Genomic DNA, 19,895 nt, shown 5'->3' with positions numbered 1-19,895 from the left:
CTCTAAGATAAGCGCGTGCTTTCACACCTCTTCCGCCCGACCCCGCGACCGCTGCTCCTCGCCTCGGCCCTCGCCTTCTTCGCCGCCTTCTTCGCCACCCGTTTTCCGGACGTGCCGGGCGCTAGCGTCGGCTCCTATGTCTCCACGGCCCTTATAGCCTTCCCGTCTTTCGTGGCCCTCTTCGTCCACCTCGGCCCTCGAAGGGCGTTGCTGTCGATCCTCACGGTCTCGGCCTTCGCCTACGCGATCGAGTCCATCGGCGTTGCGACGGGGTTTCCATACGGCACTTTTTTCTACGGCGACGCCCTCGGCCCGAAGCTCTTCGGGCTGGTGCCCTACCTCCTGCCCGTCACGTACGTCCCGCTCGTGATCGGGGCCGTTGCCGCCGCGTGGTCCCCCGGACGCATCGCCCCGCGCGTCCTCTTCTCCGCCCTCCTCCTCGTCGGCATCGACGCCGTACTCGACCCCGGCGCCACCGCGCTCGGGTTCTGGATCTGGCCCGAAGGCGGCCCCTACTACGGCGTCCCACTCAGCAACTTCGCCGGCTGGCTCGTCTCCGGCGCCGTCTCCGCCGCCCTGCTCCTCTCCGTCGGACGCCCTCGAACCCCGCCACCCCCAGGCTCCCTCGACAGCCTCATCCTCGCCACCGCGTTCTGGACCGGCACCGCCCTCTTCTCCGGTCTCATCTTCCCCGTCCTGCTCGGCGTACTCCTCTTCGCCTTCTTCCTGCACCGCCGCTCGTACCTCCGCTCCCGTCGGAAGTAGCAAAATGCACAATAGAAGCGAGGCGCATTTTTGATTGATCCTACATATGGCGGTTACGTAACAATTATTTAATTTCGTTAAATCTGGTCTTTCATTTGTGAATCCGTTGTGATTACATGCTGCTCGTAGGGCAGGCGTAAGGCAGGCGCGCGTAAGGAGCGGAGATGATTCAGGAGCAGGTGGTCAGGGACGCCGCCATCAGGAGCGACGATCCGGCATACAGGAACGGCTGGGAAGATGGGCGTTTCGGGCCCACGCAGTTGTTTCTCTCGAACTCGAACCTCGCCGAGTGGGGAGGACACAGGGAGAGGCTGGCGTACTACCGGGGCCACCGCGACGGGCGGCGGGTCCGCGAGATGCTGGCGGACAGGGACTCCGCCTAGAATCGGGGGCCGGGCTTTCGACCAGCCGTTTCCCGCGGCGCGCTGCTAGCCTGCCGCACCGATAGACCCGCTTGACGGAAGGGCATCTCCGCCCACGCCGGCCGCCTCGGTGGCCGGCGTTTTCGTGCTTCCGGGCTCTTGAAACCTCGTCCGGGACGGTTAAGGTGAGGGCCGGCCGTCGCCGGGGCCGGCGTCGGACGCCAGACCAGCAAGCGACGAGGCGGCCGGTGAAGGCCGCGTTCGAGGGGGACCTCACCAGTGTTGCACGAAGAGTTCGCGGATAGGGTGGCCGAACGCCTGGAGTCCGCGGCGGAGGATCTCGAAGAGGTGGCCGGCGCCGTGGGCAACGACGCCACGGCGGTCCGCGCCAGGGTGTTGCGCCTGGCGGCGGACGTGGCGCTGCAGGAGGCGGCGGCGGTAACCCAGGAGGAAGCCCCGCCGCCCGCGGCGCAGGCGTGAATTAGCTGTTAGCCGTCAGCTTTCAGCGGTCAGCTTTCAGCTTCGGGCTTCACCTGCAGTCTCTGGAGGCGGCGGTAATGTGCGGCGTTTCTTGCCCACGCTTCGCCTCTCGGGGTCGTAGTCCGCAATCTCGGAGATAGTTGCGCGTAACCGAAAAAGAGGGCCGGCGGCTCCCCCTCCAAGTTCGTCGCCGGCCCGCGGTTATGGTAACAAAGTCGTCCCTCCCCGCTACGCGACGGCTTCGGGGCGTCGCTTACGGTCGGTTCAGGAGCTCTAACAGGCGCCCGGTTCGGGCTTTCCGGTGTCGCCGGTAATCTTGAAGACGTTTGCGCCGCCTCCTGGCGCGTCCATGCAGTAAGAAGAGGCGTTCCCGGACCGGACGGTTACTACCTGGTCTCCCTGCCTGAAACCGTAACCGGCTAGGCCCGCGGCGGTGGCGGCGTAGGCGTCTTCTTCCGCGTAGAAGAGTTGTTGGGCGGTGGCGGCCGTCCGCAGTTGAGCCTGGGCGGCCGTGTCTCTGGCCCTGTCTTGCTGGCCGACGTAGGCGGGTATGGCGATGGCGGCGAGAACGCCTATGATGATCACCACCACCAGTAGCTCGATGAGCGTGAAGCCGCGCTCGTCCTCGATGGCCTCCCGGATGGATCTTCTTTCGACCGGATGTCCGTCCACTTCCGCCCCGCCTCTCCTGGCACGTTGTCTCCGTCCGTTTATCGGAGGGGGAGGGCGCGGGTTTTAGCGGGCGGTTATCCCCCGTACTCCATCGGGGTATCGAGGTCGGTCAGGATGTCGGCGGGCCGGTCGAGGGTCGCGGCGGCGACCTCGCCGAGGTAGACGGTGTGGTCGCCCGCCTCCAGCTTGCCGACCACGCGGCATTCGAGGTGGGCGAAGGCCTCTTCGAAGAGGGGGGCGCCTGTCTCGCCGGTCTTGTAAGGGGAGCCGCCGACCGCGCCGTTCTCGGACTCTAGCGGGCGGGTGAACCGACGGGCCAGGTCTTCCTGCTCCGTGTCCAGGAAGTTCAAGGAGAAGACCCCGCCCTGCTCCATCAACTCGTGGCTGTGCTGGTCCTTGCGGACCGCGACCATCACCTGCTGCGGCTCGAACGAGACCTGCGAGACCCAGCAGGTCGTGAAGCCGTTGACCTCGCCGTCAGCCCCGACGACGCCCGTGATGTAGAAACCGTAAGGGATCGTCTTCAGGATCTCGCTCCGCGTCTGTTCCATAAAGCTCGCTCCTTCGTCGCTTGTCAGCCCGCCGCTTCGCGGCTTTCAGCACGCGTCGGACTGCTTCGCGGTCCTCGCTTTCAGCCCGTCAGCTTTTTGCCGCTGCGGCGTGACCGGGCCGCGCCGTTCGCGACCCCGTTCGGATGCTACCAGGCGTGACGAGACCGGACGACTTGGCTGACGGGCTGAAAGCGACCGCAGGGAGCGTGCTGACAAGCGGAGGCGATAGCCGGAGCGGGCTGACTGGCTGCCACTCGCTGCCATCTAGCCTTTTTGGGGTATGCAAAGTTAACTACTATTCGCGATTTGTTCGCGCTCGCCCGAGGCTAACCTTCGTTTCGTGGGGGCGCGGCGGTCGTGTCTCTTTGTGGGATCTTTGTCTGTAGGAGGGTGGGAACGCGATGTCTGTGGGGATCTTTGGGTATGGTGGTGGCGGGGCCGGCGGGCGAAACCGGGGGTTGGCCAGGATCGCTGCCGCGGTGGCCGCCGCTTTCGTTGCCTCGCTTGTTCTCCAGTATGGCGCGCTCGTGGGGCCGGCGGGGGCGGCGGACCCGGTTCTGTCTCTGAACAAGGCCGTGGTGGCCGTCGAGGAGGGTGGAACCGCCACCAACGGCGGGACCTTCGCCGACGCCGGCTACGCCACGGAGATCTCGGCCGACGTCGGGACCGTCGTGCAAGAGGAGGGCGACGCGGGCACCTGGTCGTGGTCTTACGAGCCCGGTGACGGCCCCGCAGAGAAGACCGTTACCATAACCGCCGACCGCATCGCCGGCGGGAAAGATCCGGAGAGCGCGACCTTCGACCTCGCAGTCTCGAACGTGGCCCCGACCGCCGTCCTGGACGCCCCCGACTCCGCCAAAGAGGACGGTACCTTCGACGTCTCCCTGAAAGACGCTTCGGACCCGAGCCGGGAGGATGCGGGTGCGCTCCTCTACGCCTTCGACTGCGGTGACGGCACCGGTTACGGGGCGCCGGGGAGCGCCGCCGGAGTTACCTGCGACTCCGGTTCCGAGCCCGGACAGAGGGAGGTCCTCGCCAGGGTGACGGATAAGGACGGCGGCTCCGCCGAGTACCGCAAGAGCGTCGAGATCACGGACGCCACGCCGCCCGAGACGTCCATACTCTCCGGGCCGAAAAAGCTCGTGAACCGCACGTCCGCGGCCTTCCGGTTCTCATCTAGCGAGGCGGGCTCCACCTTCCAGTGCAGCCTGGACGGGGCGGCCTTCAAGTCCTGCGACGCCGACGACAGCCTCATCGACCTGCGCAGCCGGTCCCACGCCCTGCGCGTCCGGGCGGTCGACGGGGCGGGCAACGTCGATGCCACCCCGGCGATCCACCGCTGGAAAGTCGACGCCGTCAGGCCGACCGTCAGGACCCTCTCCATAAAGAACGAGGCGAAGGTCGCAAACAGCGCCAGGACCATCGAGGCGTCGGTCAGGGACAACTCGGTGCTGACGAAGAAGAACCTGCGCCTCACCGTCGGCGGGAAGCAGGTGCCGGCCACGAAGTATTCCTTCAGGGGCAACATCTTTACCTACAAGGCCCTAAACCTCTCCGCCGGAAAGGCCGTCAAGATCTCGGCCACCGACGCCGCCGGGAACCTCGGCGTCCAGACCTGGAAGTTCTCGTCCAGGTAGCCCCGGGCTGAAATGCTGAAAGCTGCGAAGCAGCGTGCTGGCCGACTACAGCCTGCCCGAGCGGATAATGCCGACGAGGAGCAGCAGGCCGAGGACGGCGGCGAAGACGAAACCGACGAGGCCGAAGACGCTAACGCCGAGCAGTTGCAGGCCGCCCTCGACAAAGATGCCTAGCATCGAAGAGCCGATGATAAGGGCGGCTATCAGGAGGGCGAAGACCAGGCGGTTGGCGAGGATGTCCACGCGTCCGATCAGGTCGTCCAGCCCCGCGTGGCGGAAGCGCACCTCGACCTCACCATCCTTGAGCTCGTTCAGGAGGGCGTGGACCTGGCGCGGGTAGTCCGCGAAGGCGTCGGGCTGGGCCAGCCTGCGCGCCGTCCTGGCGATGACGTAGGCCGGGTCCCTGTAGCGCGAGACGAGCCCCCCGACAGCCTCCGCCGCGGCCCGCGTCTGTTTGCCGGACAACCCCTCCGCCGCCGCCACCGAGTGGGCCATCCCCGCCGCCTCTACGTGCAATTTGGCGCCGCCGCGGCGGAGGGCCTCCAGGCCGCGGGCCCGGATCTGGGCGAGCGAATGCTCCTCCCACAGCGGCCCGCCCAGGGAACCGAGCGTCTCCCGCAACTCGCGGCGCAGGTCGGTGTCGTCGCCGGGGACCGACCCCCCGGCGAGCGGCAGGGCGCGCGTTACCCCGTCCACGTCCCCGCGCCCGACGGCCGCGAACACCTCGGCCACCCCGCGCAGCCTCTCGGGGTCGAGGGAGAAGACCTCCGTCGGGTCCGAGAGCCAGACCTTGTTCGTGGGGCCGTCCACGGCGAAGCGGCCCGGCGAGACGTCGGCCAGAAAGATGCCCTCCGAGAGCGCCAGGCGGACGAGCGCTTCCGCGACCTCGCCGTATTGGGCTTCGTCCGGGTCCGCCGGCTCGGCCGGTGCCTCGAAGGTTATGCAGCGGCCCGTGGAGTAGCCCCTGTAGGGTTGCGGTACGTGGAGGGCGAAGCCGCCCATTTCGCGGAGGCGGTGGGAGGTTCTGGCGGCGAAGTACATGTCCCTGCGGTGGTTGACGTGGACTATGAACTCGGCCACGGAGAGGGCCGGGTCGAGGGGGAGGCTGTCGCCGATCCGGCGCCGCGTCACGTCCGCCACCGGGCGCATCGCCAGCAGGTCCCGCCGGATGCCGGGCCTGTCGAGCACCACGAGCGCCGGCCTCTCCCCCGGCAGCATCGCCCGGTGAGCCTGGGTGAAGGGCCCGACGCGCGCCGGAACCTCATCAAACCGCAAGAAGAGGCGCTCCAGCGTGTTCTCGAGCTCCCTTTCCAGGAGGGCGCGCACCTCCGGGAAGGGAATCGGGTTCACCCTGACGGAGGCGCGGCCCAGCTCGGCCGCGACGTCGGGTGGGATCAGGTCTCCGCGGGCGGAGAGGAAGCGGCCGAACTCGGCGAACGTGGGGCCGAGTTCCTCCAGGGAGAGGCGGAGCCGGGGGCCGATGCGGCCCGTGTCGGCCTTTCGGCGGGAGAGGCGGCTGCCGAACACGAAGCCGAAGCCGTAGCGGGCCCCGACCCGTGCGATCCTGGCCGCCCTGCGGGTTGGGCTCTCGGGTGGGCCGCCCGTGACCTTCTCCATCTTGCAAGCTTATCAGCCCGCGGGGGCCAAATCCCGGCGAGGACGGGTAATATGCCCACCGGGGCTCGCAGGCTCCGCCGCGGCAGCGTAAACTCTCCCGGCGCCCGTTTCGCCGGAGGTTGACGTATAGTTGCGCGGCGCCGGCGCCCGAAGGCGTGTACGGAAGATCAGGAGAGGAACGGTTTATTGGGTGAGAGGAGCACGAGGCGGCAGTTTCTAGGGACCGCGGCGGCGGGCCTGGCGTGCATAGCGTTCGCCGGGGTGGCGGGCTGCCAATTGACCGGGGGCCCGCAGGCGACCGCATCGTCCGTGCCCAGGCCCGGGGGAGCGTGGACCTTCCGCTCGCGGCCCGACCTGCATCCGCCCGCTGTCGAAGTCCTCAAGAGCGGGCGTGGGATCTCGCCCGGGTACATCTTTCTCGCCCCGAAAAAGGACCCGGACGAAGAGGGGCCGGGCCAGGACGGGCCCATGATCCTCGACAACGAAGGCCACCCCGTGTGGTTCCGCCCCGCCCCGCCCGGTAAGCCGGACGTCATGAATTTCCGGGCCCAGACCTACAAGGGCAGGCCCGTCCTGACCTGGTGGGGGGGCGTTCACGGGGGCTTCGGGGACGGCGAGTACGTCATCTTCGACGACTCCTACCGGGAAGTGAAGCGCTTCAAGGCCGGCAACGGCTACCCCGGCGACCACCACGAGTTCCTCATCACCACGCGGGACACGGCCCTCATCACGATCTACGCCGAGACCCCCTACGACCTGTCCCCTTACGGCGGACCGAAGGACGGTCTCGTCATGGACGGCGTAGCCCAGGAGATAGACATAGAGACCGGCGAGGTCCTCTTCGAGTGGCACAGCCTGGAGCACGTCGACGTGGGCGAGTCCTTCTACGAGCCGATAAACGACCCGACCAACCGCTTCGACTACTTCCACATAAACTCCATAGACGTCGATCGGGACGAGAACTGGCTGATCTCGGCCCGCAGGACCTCGACGGTCTACAAGATCGACCGCAAAAGCGGCGAGGTGATCTGGCGCCTGGGCGGCGAGAAGAGCGACTTCGAGATGGGGGAGGGCACGGAGTTCGTCTACCAGCACGACGCCCGACGCCAGCCCGACGGCACGATCACCCTCTTCGACAACTACGGCCCGAAGGACGAGGGGGACCTTTCCCGCGGGATGGTCTTGGAACTCGACGAGGAGGCCATGAAGGCGACCCTGGTGCGCGAGTACCCCGGGGGCGGCGACCACATAGCCGACACCCAGGGCAACATGCAGACGCTGCCCGACGGCAACGTCTTCGTCGGCTGGGGCAGCGAACCGTACCTGTCTGAGTTCGACGGGGAAGGCGACCTCATCTTCAACGCCAGGTTCGAGCCCTGGGGCGAGTCGTACCGGGCATTCCGGCTGCCGTGGAGCGGCCGGCCGGACGACGCCCCCTCCGTGGCGGTGGAGGCCGGGCGCGAGGGCGAAGTCATGCTCTACGCGAGCTGGAACGGTGCCACGGAGATGACCTCCTGGCGGGTGTTCGCGGGTCCCAGCCCCGACGAGTTGGAAGTCCTGGACACCGTACCCCGTCACGGGTTCGAGACCGTTATCCGGACGCGCACCGCAGAAGCCTACGTCGGCGTGCAGGCCGAGGACGGCTCTGGACGGGGGATCGGCTCTCCGGTCGCGGTCGGGGTGGACAGGCGTCGGGCGGGGAACTCTTGATCGTCCCGGATAACGACCCACGGGACGGCCTGGAAGGATAATGGGCAAGGCCTCGTTCCGCCTGCGTCTCTTCGAGGCCGCCGTCGCGCTCTTGGGCGGCGCGGCCTTCGTCGTGGTGCTGTTTCTGCGGGACGTCCTCGCCGCGTTCCCCGGCCTGATGGTGGCCGGCGCGTTGATCCTGTTCCTGGCGCCGGGCGTCTTGCTGGCGCGCTGGTTCCTGAACGATTCCTTCTCGGGCGTCGCCCTGGCGCCCGCCGGTCTCGTCCTCAGCATTGGGGCCTTCGCGCTCCTCGCGGTGCCGATGCTTATCGTCCAGGCCAGCCTGGGAGCCTATTTGTGGGCCACGGGTTCGGTGGTCGCCGTCTCGTTGCTCGTCGCAGCCTTCGGGGCGCTGACGGGGTGGGGGTTTGGCCGGCGGGCGGAAGAGGGCGGGGCGGAGTGGAGCGCCCCGGAGCGGGTGGGATCATGTGGGTCCCGTTCCTCGCGTTGGTCGGGGTGTTGGCCTACGTCGCCAGGATCACGGCCCCGAGCTCCTACGGGGACATCTGGGTGTACCTGGCCTGGGTCAGGGAGTACCTGGGAGGGGGAGGGCTCGCGTCGGCCGAGCCGTTCTTCGGCGGCGAAGTGGGGCTCTCGCGGGCCAGGATCAACGGCTGGCTGGTCGAGCAGGCGGCCCTGACGAGAATCTCCGGGATCGATCTGGTCGACCTCGTCTTCTCCTACCTGAACCCGTTCTTGGTAGTCGTGGCGCTGCTCGCGTTCTACGCTCTGGCCCGCCTGCTCCTGAAGAGCGAGAGGGCCGCGCTCTTCTGCGGCTGCCTCTACTCGCTCTTCTTTCTGGTCCACCTCGGCCAGACCCGCTTCACCTTCGGGGGCGAGTTCCTGCAGCGCCTGCCAGAGGACAAGCTCGCGACGAAGTTCCTGTTCCTGCCGATAGCGCTCGCCTTCGCGGCGGCCTTTCTGGAGGGGGGGAAGTGGCGGTACTTCGCCTGCTTCGCGTTCGTCTGTTGCGCCGTGGTCGCCGTCCACCCGATAGGCTTCGCAACCATCGGGCTCTCGATGGCGGGCTTCGGCGTGCTGCACCTGGCCTCCAACCCGCGCAGCCGGGTTGCCTGGTCGAGGGTCTCGGCCATGGGCCTCGCGGGGCTCCTGGTCGTGGCCGTTCCGGCGGCGCTCGTCCCGATCCTGACCGGCCAGCCGCTCACCGACGTCCTGGCTGACTCGGACATAAACTCGGGCGACCCGGACGTGCTCCGGAACATGATCTTCGTGAGCCCCGAGCGGGCCCGCATCTTCGAGTTCGCCGACGGCTCGTACATGATGCACCCCTCGCTCCTGCTCGACCCGGTTATAGCCGTCGCCTTCCTGACGAGCGTCCCGTTCCTGCTCTGGCGCGTACAGAAGAGCGTCGCGGCGCAACTGTTGCTCGGGACCATGATACTCACGACCGTGGCGGTCTACGCGCCCCCCGTGGCGACCTTTCTCGGCGACAACGTGGTCCTTCCGGGCCAGATCTGGCGCCTCGCCTGGCCGATCCCGCTCGCGACCCTGCTGGCCTTCGGCTGGCTTCTCTGGGAGGCGATCCGGTGGATAGCGGCCCGATCCGAGAATACGCGGTTTCAGCCTCTCCTGGCCCAAGCGCTGCCGCCCCTGCTGGTGGTCGTTCTGGCGCTCGCGGCGGTGCCCGCGGCGTCCGAGGGCCTTGAGCCCATCCTGGAGCACAAGGAGGACTCCCGGGCTTCCGGTTTCTATCCCGTCGACCCGATCTACCCCTGGTTCCGGGACGAGATCAAGACCCCGACCGTGGTCCTCGCCTCCGACCTCCTGGGCGCCCGAATCCCGGCCTACTCCCCCGAGGCGAACGTGGTGAGCCGTAGGGGCGGCCTGGTCCTGAACGCCCTCCCCAGGCTCGAAAAGCGGGTGCCGGGCCAGATCGAAGTTCCCCAGGGTGCCGTAGACGTAAGAAAGTTCTTCGCCGGTACCGACATCCGAACCGGCGTCGAGATCCTCCGCCGCCACCGGGTCGACTACGTGATGGTCAACGAAGACACCCCCCTCGACGCCGCACTAAACAGGCTAAACGGCTTCACCCCAACAAAAGAACCGAGCAACAGATACGACCTCTACAAAGTGGACCTCCAGAAGATCGGAACCACGCCAGTGGCTACAATGACCCCGCCACAAAAAGCCGACGGCTGAAAGCTGACGGCTGACAGCCAGCGACCGAAGGGAGCGCCCGTGCGATACGTCCACACCTGCTACAGGGTCCTCGACCTGGACAAGAGCATCGACTTCTACACCAACAAGCTCGGCCTGGAGTTGGCCCGCAAGACCCCCATCGGGGACGACGCCACCAACGCCTTTTTCGCCGTCCCCGGCGACCCCGAGCCCCGGTTGGAGCTCACCCTCAACCACGACCAGACCGAGCCGTACGAGCTCGGTACCGGCTACAGCCACGTAGCCTTCGCCGTCGAAGACCTCGACGCCCTCGCCGACAGGCTCGAAGAGGCCGGTGGCGTAGAGTTCGAGAGCAAACCGCACGCCATGGGCAGCGGCACCCGCATCTTCTTCGTCCGCGACCCCGACGGCTATCGCATAGAGTTCATAGAGCGTGCGTAGGGCTTCCAGCTCGCTCAAGCCTTTGGCTTTCGCTTTCAGCGGTCAGCTGATGGTCGAGAGCGGCTTGCGGGAGTATCGAGCCCATTGGGCATAGGCTTTCAGGTTCTGGAGGCTTTCGGGGGTGTAGGGTCGGGGATCGCCCGCGGCATCGTGGCGCGCCCCTGATAACCTCGGTGCCTCGAAGCCTTACGGATACGACGAGGGTCGGTCCTAACGCAAACCGCTATGAAAACTAAAGCGGGTTGCGGTGGTATTGAATCACCGCAACCCGCGCTGTCGGCTATCGGCCGTCAGCCATCGGCCAAAGAAAAGGGAGCTGATCGCTGAAAGCTGACAGCGATTGCAGGGAGGTCCAACCTCCCTGCAATCTGCTCTAAAGCTCTCTCCGTCCCGCGCCGAATATGGTGTCGTGCTTGGGGTGAGATCCGAAATATTCCGGCGTGATGAACGGGGCTATACGCTGCCCGAGATCCTGACGGCCGTTGCCATCTCGGGCATTCTGGCGGCGATTGCCGTCATTATCTTTCTGGCCCTGCTGGAACGCTGGCGGGTCGAGGCGGCCGCGGACCAGCTTGCCTCGGACATGCGTCTCGCCCACTCCAACGCCACGCAAGGGTTGACGGACTGGCGCCTGGTGATGGCGTCCGATGGGATACCGCTCGCGGGCTGTTCCGGGGCGGACTACTGCCTGATCGAGCTCAAGGCCGCCTACAGCGCAGACGACGCCTCGCCGGCCCTGGCCCCCGATACGCCCCCGTCGCCCAAAGGGTTGCCCCGGGGCACGAAGATCGGGGAATTCTCCTTCGATCCGGACTGCTCGGGCGGCGACCCCGACGCCGTCGTGGCGCCGAGCAGGTGCGGGCCAGAAGGGACGCGGACCCTGGAGTTCAACTCCAACGGGACCGTGCGGACCCTGCGCCCGGGGCAGAGCGGCACGGTGAGGGTGAGTTCCGAAGACGGGAGTCCGTCGTGCGGCGTGGTCTTCCAGGCCCCCACGGCCAGGATCAGGATCGGTGAGATCGTCTACGGTTGAGCGGAAGGACGAGGCCGGCTCCTCGCTCGTCGAGGTGACGGTGGCGATGGTCGTGCTCACCCTCGCCATGGTCCCGGTGGTCGGGGTGCTCGAGGCGGGCCACCGGGCCGCGACCTCCTCCGGCGAGTACGACGCCGCCCGCGCCCTCGCGGGCTCTGAGCTGGAAGAGGCGCGGGCGCTCCCGTACCACAGGCCGGGCGGCGCCGCGGACAGCGCCGTCGAGCGGTACGCCCCGCCGGGGCCGCCGGGCGTCACCGTTGATGGCTTCGCCCTCTCGGTGCGGACGGCGTTCGTGAGCGGGGAACTCTCCGGGACGGCGGGTTCTCCCACGGGCCAGATGCGGATGGACGTGCTGGTCGAGTGGGAGGGCGACCGCTCATACTCGACCACGGGGTTCGTCTCCGGGAGGCCGCCGTGAGCCGGAGGTTCCTGCGGGAGGAAGGGTTTACGCTGGCGGAGGCACTGGTCGCGATGGTGATGATGGCCGCCGTTCTCTTCGCGCTCTACGCGATGTTCGACGCGGGCGTCAGGATCTTCGGGGCCGGGCGCGACAGGGCCGAGGCGGCGCAGGCCGCCCGTCTCGGGCTGGCGAGGATGGAGCGTGAGATCCGCGCGGCGTACCCCCGGGACAAGCCGAACGGGAACGAGACCCTGCTCCTAGAATTCACGGCAGAACGCCTGACCTTCGGCAACGACCTGAACGGCAACCGCCGGACGCTGAACCCGGCCACCGGGGCCATGGAAGGGGGCGAGAAGATCTCCTACACGCTGGACGGGGACGGTAATCCCCTCAGAAACGGCGGCCGGCTGGTCGAGGGCGCGAGGGACGCGGACGGAGACGGCAGGGCGCTCACCTTCGAGTACCTCGACGCGAACGGGGGGCCGGTAGTAAGCGGAAGCGAGAGCGACGTCGCCCTGGTGCGCATCGAGTTGGAGATCTCCGCCGGAAGGGCGGCCGGAGGGGAGCCTTTAGAACAGACGCTCACGACGGTAGTTGCCTTGAGGAATCGGGGTGGGGTGTGATCCGGCGCCCGCGGCCGGACGAGTCGGGGGTGGCGTTGGGCCTGGCCGTGATCCTGGTGGTCCTCATCGGCGTTCTGGCCGCCGGTTTCCTGGCCGTCGTTCGGAGCGACCTTCTCTCGACGATCTCCGCCAACCACGGCCAGAGGGCGTTCGACCTCGCCGACGCAGGCGCCCGGGCCGCCGCCGCGCGCCTGCGCTCCGACGCAAGCCCGGAACACTACGACGCCGACGCCTCTGAGAACGCGGAGTGGGCCTACGTCTCACCGGGCGGCGACCCGCCCGGCAAGAAGCTAACCCTCGATCACGGCTCCGCGACCGTGACCGTCCGGTACCTGATCCCCGCAACGGAACAGGGGCAACAGCGAGAAGGGGACCACGCGCCGGAGCCCGTGCCGGATGGCCTCTCCGACTACCCGGAGCGGGACTACTTTCTGGTGGTCTCCGAAGGCGTCTCCGGCGAGACGAGGCGCAAGGTCGAGGTGATCCTTTACGTTGCCGGCCCGGGCGAGGTCGAGCAGTGGAGCTGGCGGGAGGCCCACGAGTAGGAAGTCGATGACCGGGCGCCAGGCGCCGCGAGGTTCTTAACCCGTCCTTAACGTTTCTCCCTTCAGGTGGCCCGGGATCGGGTGTAGTCTGCAGCCGACGGGCGGGAAACGGCGGGGTGGTTATGATCTCTCACGAAGAGACGGTTACTTTTCTGTGGCGTTGTTCCGGATGTCCGGCGGTATACGACGCCGAGAGCGTGGCGTCTTTGCTCCACGACGGGACCTCCAGGGCGTGCTTCTGTGGCGGGAGCCTGATCGAGGACATAGGCCCGGCCCCCGAACGTGACCGTGAGGCCGACAGCGGGTGGAACCACGTGGGTCGCTACCGCGCGATGGGGCTCTTGCGCAGCCTCTGAGCCGGGCGGGAGCGGCGCGGGCCGCTAGAATGCGGCCATGGAGCAGAAAGAAGAGCGCGGCGGCGCGTTACGCGTCGGTATGGTCTGGGGCGGGATCGGCGGGTTGCTCGGCTTCTTCGCCTCGCTGCTGGGTTCCCTTGCCGGCATCATCGCCGGGATCTTCGTCGGCTACTCCTGCGGCAGGCGGGCCGCCGGGGCAGAAACCGACCGTCCGGGCGCCCTCTCCGGCCTCATCGGAGGCGCGGTCGCGGCCCCCGTCTACGTGGTCGGCGCCTCGGCCGGGGCGCTCGTAGCGGCCCGCGGCATAGGCTCCCCCCGCATGGCCGCCACCCTATCCGAAGTACTCGGGACCTCCATCTCCCCCGACGAAGCCTGGACGCTCTTCCTCCTCAGCATCGTCCTCTCGGCCGTCATCCAGGCCGCCCTCTTCGTCGCAGCGGCCACGGTCGCCGGCGCATTGGCGAAGAGGAGCTAGTCAGCCCGCTCCGGCTTCGCCTCCGCTCTCAGCACGCTTCGGGCCTTGCGGCCCTCGCTTTCAGCCAGTCAGCTTTCAGTCTCGCAGAGCCCGACCGGGCCGCGCATGACGCAGCGTTTCGGGTGACGGATGGTGCGTCGAACAGAGACGACTTGCTGACGGGCTGAGAGCCGCGAAGCGGCGTGCTGACTAGCTGCCCTGACTAGCTCCCTTTCGCCGCTTCTGCGGCGGTGTCGCCGAAGACGAGGCCCTCGTCCTCCGGTCGCGTGACGCCGGCTTTTTCCAGGCGGCGGTCTTTCTGGTACTTGCGGATGGCGGCCTTGACGGTGCCGAGGCCCAAAGTTGCGCACTTTGGTCGGGAGGCGACGATCTGGCGGCCGAGCTTCTCGATCATCTCGTTGTAGTCGAGGTCGAGTACCTGGTCCATGGTGAGGCTGCCGTCGTGGATCTCCTCCAGGATCATGCTGGAGGCGGCCATGCTGATGGTGCACCCTTCGCCCTCGTAGGTGACGTCGTGGATGTGCTCGTGGTCCTCTTCCCCCTTGAGGTAGACGGTGACCACGTCCCCGCAACCGGGGTTGCCCCCCGGCATCTCGACGTCCGCGTCCCGGAGCGCGCCGCGGTGGCGCGGCCTCTCGTAGTGATCCAGGAGGATCTGTATCTGCAGCTGCCTGTCCAACGCAAGCCCTTCCACTTTGTAACCGGATAGATCTTCTGGGCCGGATTTTACCGTACCCGCGGGACCGCCCCGTGAACTTGCTACAGTTTGTTACACTAGCCCCATGAGAGTCGGAATCGTAGGCCTACCGAACGTAGGCAAGTCCACCGTATTCAACAGCCTGACGAAGGCCGGTGCCGAGGCGCAGAACTACCCTTTCACGACCATCGACCCGAACCTCGGCGTCGCCGTGGTCCCGGACGGGCGCCTCGACGCCCTGGCCGAGACCATGAGGAGCCGGCGCGTGGTGCCCGCGACGGTGGACTTCGTGGACATCGCCGGCCTCGTGCGCGGTGCTAGCGGGGGCGAGGGCCTGGGCAACCAGTTTCTGGGCCACATCCGCGAGTGCGACGCCGTTGCGCACGTCGTCCGGTGCTTCGAAGACGAGGACGTGGTCCACGTCGAGGGGAAGGTGGACCCCGAGGGCGACGCGGAGACCATAAACACGGAGCTTTTGCTCGCCGACCTCGCCACCGTGGAGCGGAGGCTCGACCGGGTCGGCAGGTCCGCGAAGGGGGGCGACGCCAAGCTCAAGGCCGAGGCCGCCGAGTTGGAGAAGCTGCTCGGCCACCTCTCCGACGGCAACCCGGCCCGCTCATACCCAAAGACCGAAGCGCTTCAGGAGGCGATGGGCACGCTCATCACGGCCAAGCCGACCCTCTACGTGGCGAACGTGGACGAGGAGTCTGTGGCCGAGGGCAACACGTACAGCGCGAGGGTCGAGAAGCTGGCGGCGCGCGAGGGGGCCGAGACCGTGCGGCTCTCCGCGAAGCTCGAGGCCGAAGTGGTCGACCTCGGGGAGGAAGAGGCGCGGGAGTACCTGGAGATGCTAGGGCTGGAGACCACGGGCTTTCAGGAGTTCGTGCGGGCCGCCTACCGTTTGCTCGGGCTCGTCACGTTCTTCACGGCCGGGGAGAAAGAGAGCCGGGCCTGGACCGTGCGGGAGGGCTCCACGATCCGGACCGCCGCGGGCCGCATCCACACGGACATGGAGCGGGGCTTCATCGCCGCCGAGGTGGGGGACTGGGAGAGGATCGTCGCGGCGGGCTCCTGGTCGAAGGCCAAGGAGTCGGCCGACATCCGCCTCGAAGGCCGCGCCTACGTCGTCAAAGACGGCGACACCGTGCTCATCCGCTTCAACGTCTAGTGATCCCGTTCGCCTGCTCGACAAAGTCCCTCGGCGAGAGCCGGCTGGCGCTCGTGACGACCGGCGGCGTGCACCCGCCGGGGCAGCCGCGTTTCGACATAGACGACCCCGCGGGTGACTGCTCTTACCGCGAGATCCCGACCAGCGCGCGGGAGCTCACCTGGACCCACGCCTACCACCGCCCCGACGAAGGCTCCGACCTGGACTCCGTCTTCCCCCTGTGGACCCTGCGCGAACTGGCGTCTGAGGGCTTGATAGGCGGCCTCAACCCCCGCCACTTCTCCTTTATGGGCGCGATCCACGACACGCAACCTCTGTCCGAAAGAACGGCCCCCGAGGTCGCCGCCAGGCTCGTCGAAGACGGCGCCGACGCCGTCCTGCTAACCCCCTCCTGACCACTCTGCCACCGGGCCGTCGGCCTGGTAAGCGAAGCCATAGAGGCCAGGGGCATACCGACCGTAACCCTCGCCATGGAACACGGCGTAAAGGCCCCCCGCGTGGCCCACGTCCCGTTCCCGTACAACCTCCCGATGGGCGAGCCGGGGGACAAGGAGGGCCACAGACGCGTCGCCCTCGCAGCACTCGCCCTACTGCACGAGTTGGACGGTCCCGCGGAGGTCAGCATTGCAACTGGTCAGCACTTCAGCTAGTCAGCACTTCAGCTACTTGCTGACGGGCTGAGAGCGAGGGCTGCGTAGCAGGCCGAAGCGTGCTGAGAGGCGCGAAGCGTGCTGAGAGCGGAGCCCGTAGGGCGCAGCGTGCTGACCGGCTAAGATATAATCCCTGACAGGACGTATCCCAACCGAGGAAAGTAGCTGTACGTGGCCCTTGTACTGGTTCTGCTCGTGGCGTTTTTCGTGGTCCTCTTCATCTTTCTGCTGCCTATTTTGTTCTCGTTGCAGGCGGTGGGGAGTCTGTTCGTCTACCCGAGGCAGCTCAAGGCGGTGGTCGGGAACAGGATCTTACGCCGCAACCACGCGCTGGAGCACGCGACGATAGTGGTGATGATGGAGCGGGAGCCGGGCCGCAAGCTGAACGGCTTTTCGACCGACGATGGCTTCTTCGTGCAGGGTGTGCGTTCGCTCGAAGAGGTGGATAGTGCGGCCAGGGAGGCATTGCGGAGGCTCAGGCGCGGGCAGAAGCGGCTGGCGATCCACCGCAACTGCGGCACCACCATCGTGGCGGCTAACCTGCTGACGGCCATTCTCTTCTTCGCTTCTTTGGGGGTTGGGATCTACATGGGCTGGCCGCTGTACCTGATGGTCGTGGGGTCCGTCGTGGCCGCCCTGCTCTTGCGGGTGCCGTTGAGCCTTCTGCTCCAGCGGTTCGTCACCACGGACGCCGACCTCTCGAACGCGGAGGTCGGATGGGTCGAGCCGGCCAACCCGCAGGACCTGCGCGGGGGCGGCATCCTCGGGTTGCTGCTCGCGGCCTCCACGGTGCAGGTGCGGGTCTTCCACACCGACCCCGACGCCGTGGAGATCCTGCGCGACGACGGCGCGGTCGTCCGGTAGGAGCCCCCTTGGCCCGTACAGGTTCCCTGCCCGCGCTGTGCGTCGTCTTCGGTTGCCTAATCCTCTCGTCCGCCTGCGGCCAGGCGGGTAGCCCTAACGGCGCTGGCGAAGCGAACGGCGAGACCACGTCCTCCGGGGCCGCCTCACGAACGACGCCGGAGGGGACCGGCGGCGACGATATCCTCATCGGCACGGCGGGCGACGACGTCATCAGGGCCGGGGGCGGCGACGATGTGGTGCGGGGCATGGGGGGGGACGACGAGATCTACGGCGGAGAGGGCAAGGATAAGCTCTACGGCGGCCCCGGCGACGACCTGGTTGACGCGCAGGACCGGAAATCCGTGGGAGAGGCGGGGAGGGACGAGGTCTCCTGCGGCCCCGGCCGCGACGAGGTCCTAATGAACGCCGACGACGATGAGGAGCCGCGCGGTTGCGAGATGGCCGGCGTGGGTATCTCCTGAGTCGTCCAATACCCGACGCAACCTAGAAGGAGCAAATCCTTGCAGAACGGAACGGATTACGACGTCCTGATCATCGGCGGCGGGCAGGCGGGCATCCCGCTCGCCTACAAGCTGGCGGGCGAGGACCGCACCGTCGCGCTCGCGGAGCGAAAGGACCTCGGCGGGTCGTGCGTAAACTTCGGCTGCAGCCCGACGAAGGCCGCCATCGCGTCCGCGAAGGTGGCGTTCCAGGCGAGGCGGGCGTCCGAGTACGGGGTCGAGATCCCCGAGGTTCGCATCGACTTCCCGGCGGTACTCCGGCGGGCGAGGGGTGTGGCCGAGACGAAGCGCGCCGGCCTCGACAAGGGCCTGCAAGGATCTGAGAACCCCGCCCTGATCCGGGGCCACGCCAGGATCGAAGGCAAGGAACAGGGCGGCTTCCGCGTGAGCGTCGGGGACCGCTCCCTCCTCGTCGGCCAGGTGGTCCTGAACACCGGGACCCGCACCCTGATCCCCCCGATAGACGGCCTGGATGCCGTCGACTACATCGACGCGGGCAACTGGATGGACAGGGAGGACTTGCCGGGGCACCTCGTTCTGGTCGGCGGCAGCTACATCGGCCTGGAGATGGCACAGTTCTACCGCCGGATGGGGAGCGACGTTACCGTGGTCGTGGGCTCCTCGGACCACGTCGCCCCGGTCGAGGACGAGGACGTCTCCGAGGCCATGCGCGGCCTGCTGGCCGAGGAGGGTATCCGGTTCGTCTTCTGCGAGCGCGCCCAGGGCGTCGCCACCGACGGGGATGGCCTCACCCTGACGCTCGACGGGGGCGACCCGGCGGAGGTCAGGGCCACGCACCTCTTCCTCGCGACCGGACGCCGCCCGAACACCGACGACCTCGGCCTGGAGAACGTCGGGGTGGAGACGGACCGCAGGGGCTTCATCGAGACCGACGAGCGGCTGGCGACGGGCGCAGAAGGCATCTGGGCGGCCGGGGACATAAGGGGCGGTCCGATGTTCACCCACACCTCCTACGACGACCACAGGGTGCTCCTCTCCCAGATGGCCGGCGACGGCTCGCGCACCACCGACCGCGTCGTGCCGTACGCCGTCTTCACCGACCCCGAACTCGGACGCGTTGGCATGACCGAGCGCGCGGCCCGCGAGGCCGGCCACGAGGTCGAGGTCCACCGTTTCGACATGGAGGGGGAGAAGGGCAAGGCCTTCGAACTCGGCGAGAACAAGGGTTTCATAAAGGTGGTCGCCGACGCCTCGAACGACCGCGTCCTCGGCGCCGCCGTCCTGACCGCAGAAGGCGGCGAGCTCGTCCACATCTACGAGGACCTGATGAACGCCGACCAGCCCCTCTCCGTCGTGCGCGAGGCCGTCTACATCCACCCGACGCTCGCGGAAGACATCCAGAGCGCCATCTGAGAGACGGCCGCCGGCCCAAAGCGTAAGGGCGGGTTTCGAACCCGCCCACGCCGCATACGCACCACTGCCACCGACGGTCCGGGGGCCACGACGGACATCCGCGCCTTGCGGATCGCCGCGTAGGCCCGGGCGGACCCCGCTACGAAACCCCGTGGTCCCTCGTGGCGCGCTCCATCTCCGCAACCACGCGTTCCAGCTCGTCCACGACTGGGCCGCCGCCCGCCCCCGAGAGCGTGTCCGCCACGGCGCGGTAGTACCAGAGCGTTCCTTCCCTGCCGCCGTTGAAGCGGTCCCAGAGGTCCTCCCCAACGGCCCGATAGTCCGCGAGAACGGAGCGGGCGTTGTGGAGCTTGTCCGCGGCGGAGACCAGGCGAACGGGAGCCGGGGCTTCGGCCAGGTGGGCCAGGTACTCCTCCTTGCGCCGGCGCCAGGGCGGTTTCGGGTCCTCGTAGGTGTCGGTGCAGCCGGCGACGATGCCGGCCACCAAATCCCCGAATCTCATCCTGATATCTTCGAGCCTGGCCTTGCCGCCCGCGTCTTCGGGGGCGTCGTGGAGGAGGGCGGCTATCACTTCGTCCTCCGTGCCGCCGTTTTCGCCTACTATGGCCGCCACGGCGAGCAGGTGCGTGACGTAGGGGATGCCGCTTCCCTTGCGGGTCTGGTCCCTGTGCAGGCCGGCGGCGTAGACGAGTGCGTCGTCGAGTCTCTCCGTGTAGGGCAATGGGTCTCCCAGTATGGGGTTTCAGGCTGCAGGCATCAGGTTACAGGTTTTGAGATGTCAGCCGCCGCGGCGTCTG

The 19,895-nt window shown here is 67.7% G+C and carries 24 protein-coding genes; 19 read left to right on the top strand and 5 right to left on the bottom strand.

Features of this window, described 5'->3' with window-relative positions; genetic code table 11:
* Positions 1-15: 15 nt before the first annotated feature.
* From GBA63_RS14805 to GBA63_RS14795, 3 genes are all read left to right on the top strand, one after another.
* Positions 16-765 carry a carotenoid biosynthesis protein gene (locus GBA63_RS14805; protein WP_166177269.1) on the top strand — a complete coding sequence of 250 codons (750 nt, stop codon included), beginning with the start codon at positions 16-18 and terminating at the stop codon, positions 763-765.
* A 164-nt stretch (positions 766-929) separates the two neighbouring features.
* Positions 930-1,148 carry a hypothetical protein gene (locus GBA63_RS14800; RefSeq protein ID WP_166177267.1) on the top strand — a complete coding sequence of 73 codons (219 nt, stop codon included), beginning with the start codon at positions 930-932 and terminating at the stop codon, positions 1,146-1,148.
* Between the two features lie 258 nt (positions 1,149-1,406).
* Positions 1,407-1,607, top strand: a complete 201-nt coding sequence (locus GBA63_RS14795) for a hypothetical protein (protein ID WP_166177265.1) — start codon at positions 1,407-1,409, stop codon at positions 1,605-1,607.
* A gap of 273 nt (positions 1,608-1,880) precedes the next feature.
* On the opposite strand, the gene GBA63_RS24195 is transcribed toward GBA63_RS14795, so the two are convergent.
* Together GBA63_RS24195 and GBA63_RS14785 are read right to left on the bottom strand one after the other, a co-directional pair.
* Entirely contained in the window at positions 1,881-2,279 is a 399-nt protein-coding gene (locus tag GBA63_RS24195; RefSeq protein ID WP_166177263.1) for a type IV pilin protein, read from the bottom strand.
* 74 nt (positions 2,280-2,353) lie between these two features.
* Positions 2,354-2,830, bottom strand: a complete 477-nt coding sequence (locus GBA63_RS14785; protein ID WP_166177261.1) for a flavin reductase family protein — start codon at positions 2,828-2,830, stop codon at positions 2,354-2,356.
* Positions 2,831-3,231: 401 nt separating this feature from the next.
* Between GBA63_RS14785 and GBA63_RS14780 the strand changes: the two genes are divergently transcribed.
* Positions 3,232-4,467 carry a hypothetical protein gene (locus GBA63_RS14780; protein WP_166177259.1) on the top strand — a complete coding sequence of 412 codons (1,236 nt, stop codon included), beginning with the start codon at positions 3,232-3,234 and terminating at the stop codon, positions 4,465-4,467.
* A 45-nt stretch (positions 4,468-4,512) separates the two neighbouring features.
* Here the strand turns inward: GBA63_RS14780 and GBA63_RS14775 are convergent, their stop codons facing one another.
* Complete coding sequence (locus tag GBA63_RS14775) at positions 4,513-6,084, bottom strand: AarF/UbiB family protein (RefSeq protein WP_166177257.1); 1,572 nt, start codon at positions 6,082-6,084, stop codon at positions 4,513-4,515.
* Positions 6,085-6,270: 186 nt separating this feature from the next.
* On the opposite strand from GBA63_RS14775, the gene GBA63_RS14770 reads away from it, so the two are divergent.
* The 9 genes from GBA63_RS14770 (at position 6,271) to GBA63_RS14730 (ending at position 13,845) form a co-directional block, all read left to right on the top strand.
* A complete protein-coding gene (locus tag GBA63_RS14770; protein ID WP_166177255.1) occupies positions 6,271-7,794 on the top strand; it encodes an arylsulfotransferase family protein in 1,524 nt (507 codons plus the stop codon).
* A 438-nt stretch (positions 7,795-8,232) separates the two neighbouring features.
* Complete coding sequence (locus GBA63_RS14765; protein ID WP_166177253.1) at positions 8,233-9,993, top strand: DUF6077 domain-containing protein; 1,761 nt, start codon at positions 8,233-8,235, stop codon at positions 9,991-9,993.
* A 39-nt stretch (positions 9,994-10,032) separates the two neighbouring features.
* Positions 10,033-10,413 carry a VOC family protein gene (locus GBA63_RS14760; RefSeq protein ID WP_207956813.1) on the top strand — a complete coding sequence of 127 codons (381 nt, stop codon included), beginning with the start codon at positions 10,033-10,035 and terminating at the stop codon, positions 10,411-10,413.
* A gap of 418 nt (positions 10,414-10,831) precedes the next feature.
* Positions 10,832-11,446: a pilus assembly FimT family protein gene (locus GBA63_RS14755; protein WP_166177251.1), complete on the top strand. Its 615-nt coding sequence runs from the start codon at positions 10,832-10,834 to the stop codon at positions 11,444-11,446.
* Positions 11,427-11,864 carry a type IV pilus modification PilV family protein gene (locus GBA63_RS14750; protein WP_166177249.1) on the top strand — a complete coding sequence of 146 codons (438 nt, stop codon included), beginning with the start codon at positions 11,427-11,429 and terminating at the stop codon, positions 11,862-11,864. The genes GBA63_RS14755 and GBA63_RS14750 overlap by 20 nt, the downstream gene beginning before the upstream one ends.
* Positions 11,861-12,469, top strand: coding sequence for a PulJ/GspJ family protein (locus tag GBA63_RS14745; protein ID WP_166177247.1), 609 nt, complete (start codon positions 11,861-11,863; stop codon positions 12,467-12,469). Before GBA63_RS14750 ends, GBA63_RS14745 begins: the two co-directional genes overlap by 4 nt.
* Positions 12,466-13,014: a hypothetical protein gene (locus GBA63_RS14740; RefSeq protein ID WP_166177245.1), complete on the top strand. Its 549-nt coding sequence runs from the start codon at positions 12,466-12,468 to the stop codon at positions 13,012-13,014. The genes GBA63_RS14745 and GBA63_RS14740 overlap by 4 nt, the downstream gene beginning before the upstream one ends.
* A 122-nt stretch (positions 13,015-13,136) precedes the next feature.
* Positions 13,137-13,370, top strand: coding sequence for a hypothetical protein (locus GBA63_RS14735; protein WP_166177243.1), 234 nt, complete (start codon positions 13,137-13,139; stop codon positions 13,368-13,370).
* Between the two features lie 37 nt (positions 13,371-13,407).
* Entirely contained in the window at positions 13,408-13,845 is a 438-nt protein-coding gene (locus GBA63_RS14730; protein WP_166177241.1) for a hypothetical protein, read from the top strand.
* A 202-nt stretch (positions 13,846-14,047) separates the two neighbouring features.
* Here the strand turns inward: GBA63_RS14730 and GBA63_RS14725 are convergent, their stop codons facing one another.
* A complete protein-coding gene (locus GBA63_RS14725; RefSeq protein ID WP_166177239.1) occupies positions 14,048-14,524 on the bottom strand; it encodes an iron-sulfur cluster assembly scaffold protein in 477 nt (158 codons plus the stop codon).
* A gap of 103 nt (positions 14,525-14,627) precedes the next feature.
* Between GBA63_RS14725 and ychF the strand changes: the two genes are divergently transcribed.
* The 6 genes from ychF (at position 14,628) to GBA63_RS14700 (ending at position 19,098) form a co-directional block, all read left to right on the top strand.
* Entirely contained in the window at positions 14,628-15,710 is a 1,083-nt protein-coding gene (gene ychF / locus GBA63_RS14720; protein WP_166177237.1) for a redox-regulated ATPase YchF, read from the top strand.
* Positions 15,710-16,105: a glycine/sarcosine/betaine reductase selenoprotein B family protein gene (locus GBA63_RS14715; RefSeq protein ID WP_166177235.1), complete on the top strand. Its 396-nt coding sequence runs from the start codon at positions 15,710-15,712 to the stop codon at positions 16,103-16,105. Before ychF ends, GBA63_RS14715 begins: the two co-directional genes overlap by 1 nt.
* A gap of 102 nt (positions 16,106-16,207) precedes the next feature.
* A complete protein-coding gene (locus GBA63_RS14710; protein WP_166177233.1) occupies positions 16,208-16,360 on the top strand; it encodes a hypothetical protein in 153 nt (50 codons plus the stop codon).
* A gap of 171 nt (positions 16,361-16,531) precedes the next feature.
* A complete protein-coding gene (locus GBA63_RS23305; RefSeq protein ID WP_207956812.1) occupies positions 16,532-17,224 on the top strand; it encodes a DUF6391 domain-containing protein in 693 nt (230 codons plus the stop codon).
* Positions 17,225-17,232: 8 nt separating this feature from the next.
* On the top strand, positions 17,233-17,685 hold the full coding sequence (locus GBA63_RS14705; protein ID WP_207956811.1) for a calcium-binding protein: 453 nt from the start codon (positions 17,233-17,235) through the stop codon (positions 17,683-17,685).
* A 39-nt stretch (positions 17,686-17,724) separates the two neighbouring features.
* Positions 17,725-19,098 (top strand): mercuric reductase, encoded by a 1,374-nt coding sequence (locus tag GBA63_RS14700; RefSeq protein ID WP_166177229.1) that lies wholly within the window; start codon positions 17,725-17,727, stop codon positions 19,096-19,098.
* A gap of 139 nt (positions 19,099-19,237) precedes the next feature.
* Here the strand turns inward: GBA63_RS14700 and GBA63_RS14695 are convergent, their stop codons facing one another.
* Positions 19,238-19,819: an HD domain-containing protein gene (locus GBA63_RS14695; protein WP_166177227.1), complete on the bottom strand. Its 582-nt coding sequence runs from the start codon at positions 19,817-19,819 to the stop codon at positions 19,238-19,240.
* Positions 19,820-19,895: the final 76 nt, after the last annotated feature.

Source organism: Rubrobacter tropicus (genome assembly GCF_011492945.1).
GTDB lineage: Bacteria > Actinomycetota > Rubrobacteria > Rubrobacterales > Rubrobacteraceae > Rubrobacter_D > Rubrobacter_D tropicus.
The sequence above is the reverse complement of the archived record's forward strand: the minus strand, read 5'-3'. Positions and strand labels throughout refer to the sequence as shown.

What these genes read in the sequence shown, in the direction of transcription:
- ychF (WP_166177237.1), top strand. Translation starts at nt 14,628, where the DNA reads ATGAGAGTCGGAATCGTAGGCCTACCGAACGTAGGCAAGTCCACCGTA.
- GBA63_RS14735 (WP_166177243.1), top strand. Translation starts at nt 13,137, where the DNA reads ATGATCTCTCACGAAGAGACGGTTACTTTTCTGTGGCGTTGTTCCGGA.
- GBA63_RS14775 (WP_166177257.1), bottom strand. Translation starts at nt 6,084, where the DNA reads ATGGAGAAGGTCACGGGCGGCCCACCCGAGAGCCCAACCCGCAGGGCG.
- GBA63_RS14800 (WP_166177267.1), top strand. Translation starts at nt 930, where the DNA reads ATGATTCAGGAGCAGGTGGTCAGGGACGCCGCCATCAGGAGCGACGAT.
- GBA63_RS14730 (WP_166177241.1), top strand. Translation starts at nt 13,408, where the DNA reads ATGGAGCAGAAAGAAGAGCGCGGCGGCGCGTTACGCGTCGGTATGGTC.
- GBA63_RS14785 (WP_166177261.1), bottom strand. Translation starts at nt 2,830, where the DNA reads ATGGAACAGACGCGGAGCGAGATCCTGAAGACGATCCCTTACGGTTTC.
- GBA63_RS14780 (WP_166177259.1), top strand. Translation starts at nt 3,232, where the DNA reads ATGTCTGTGGGGATCTTTGGGTATGGTGGTGGCGGGGCCGGCGGGCGA.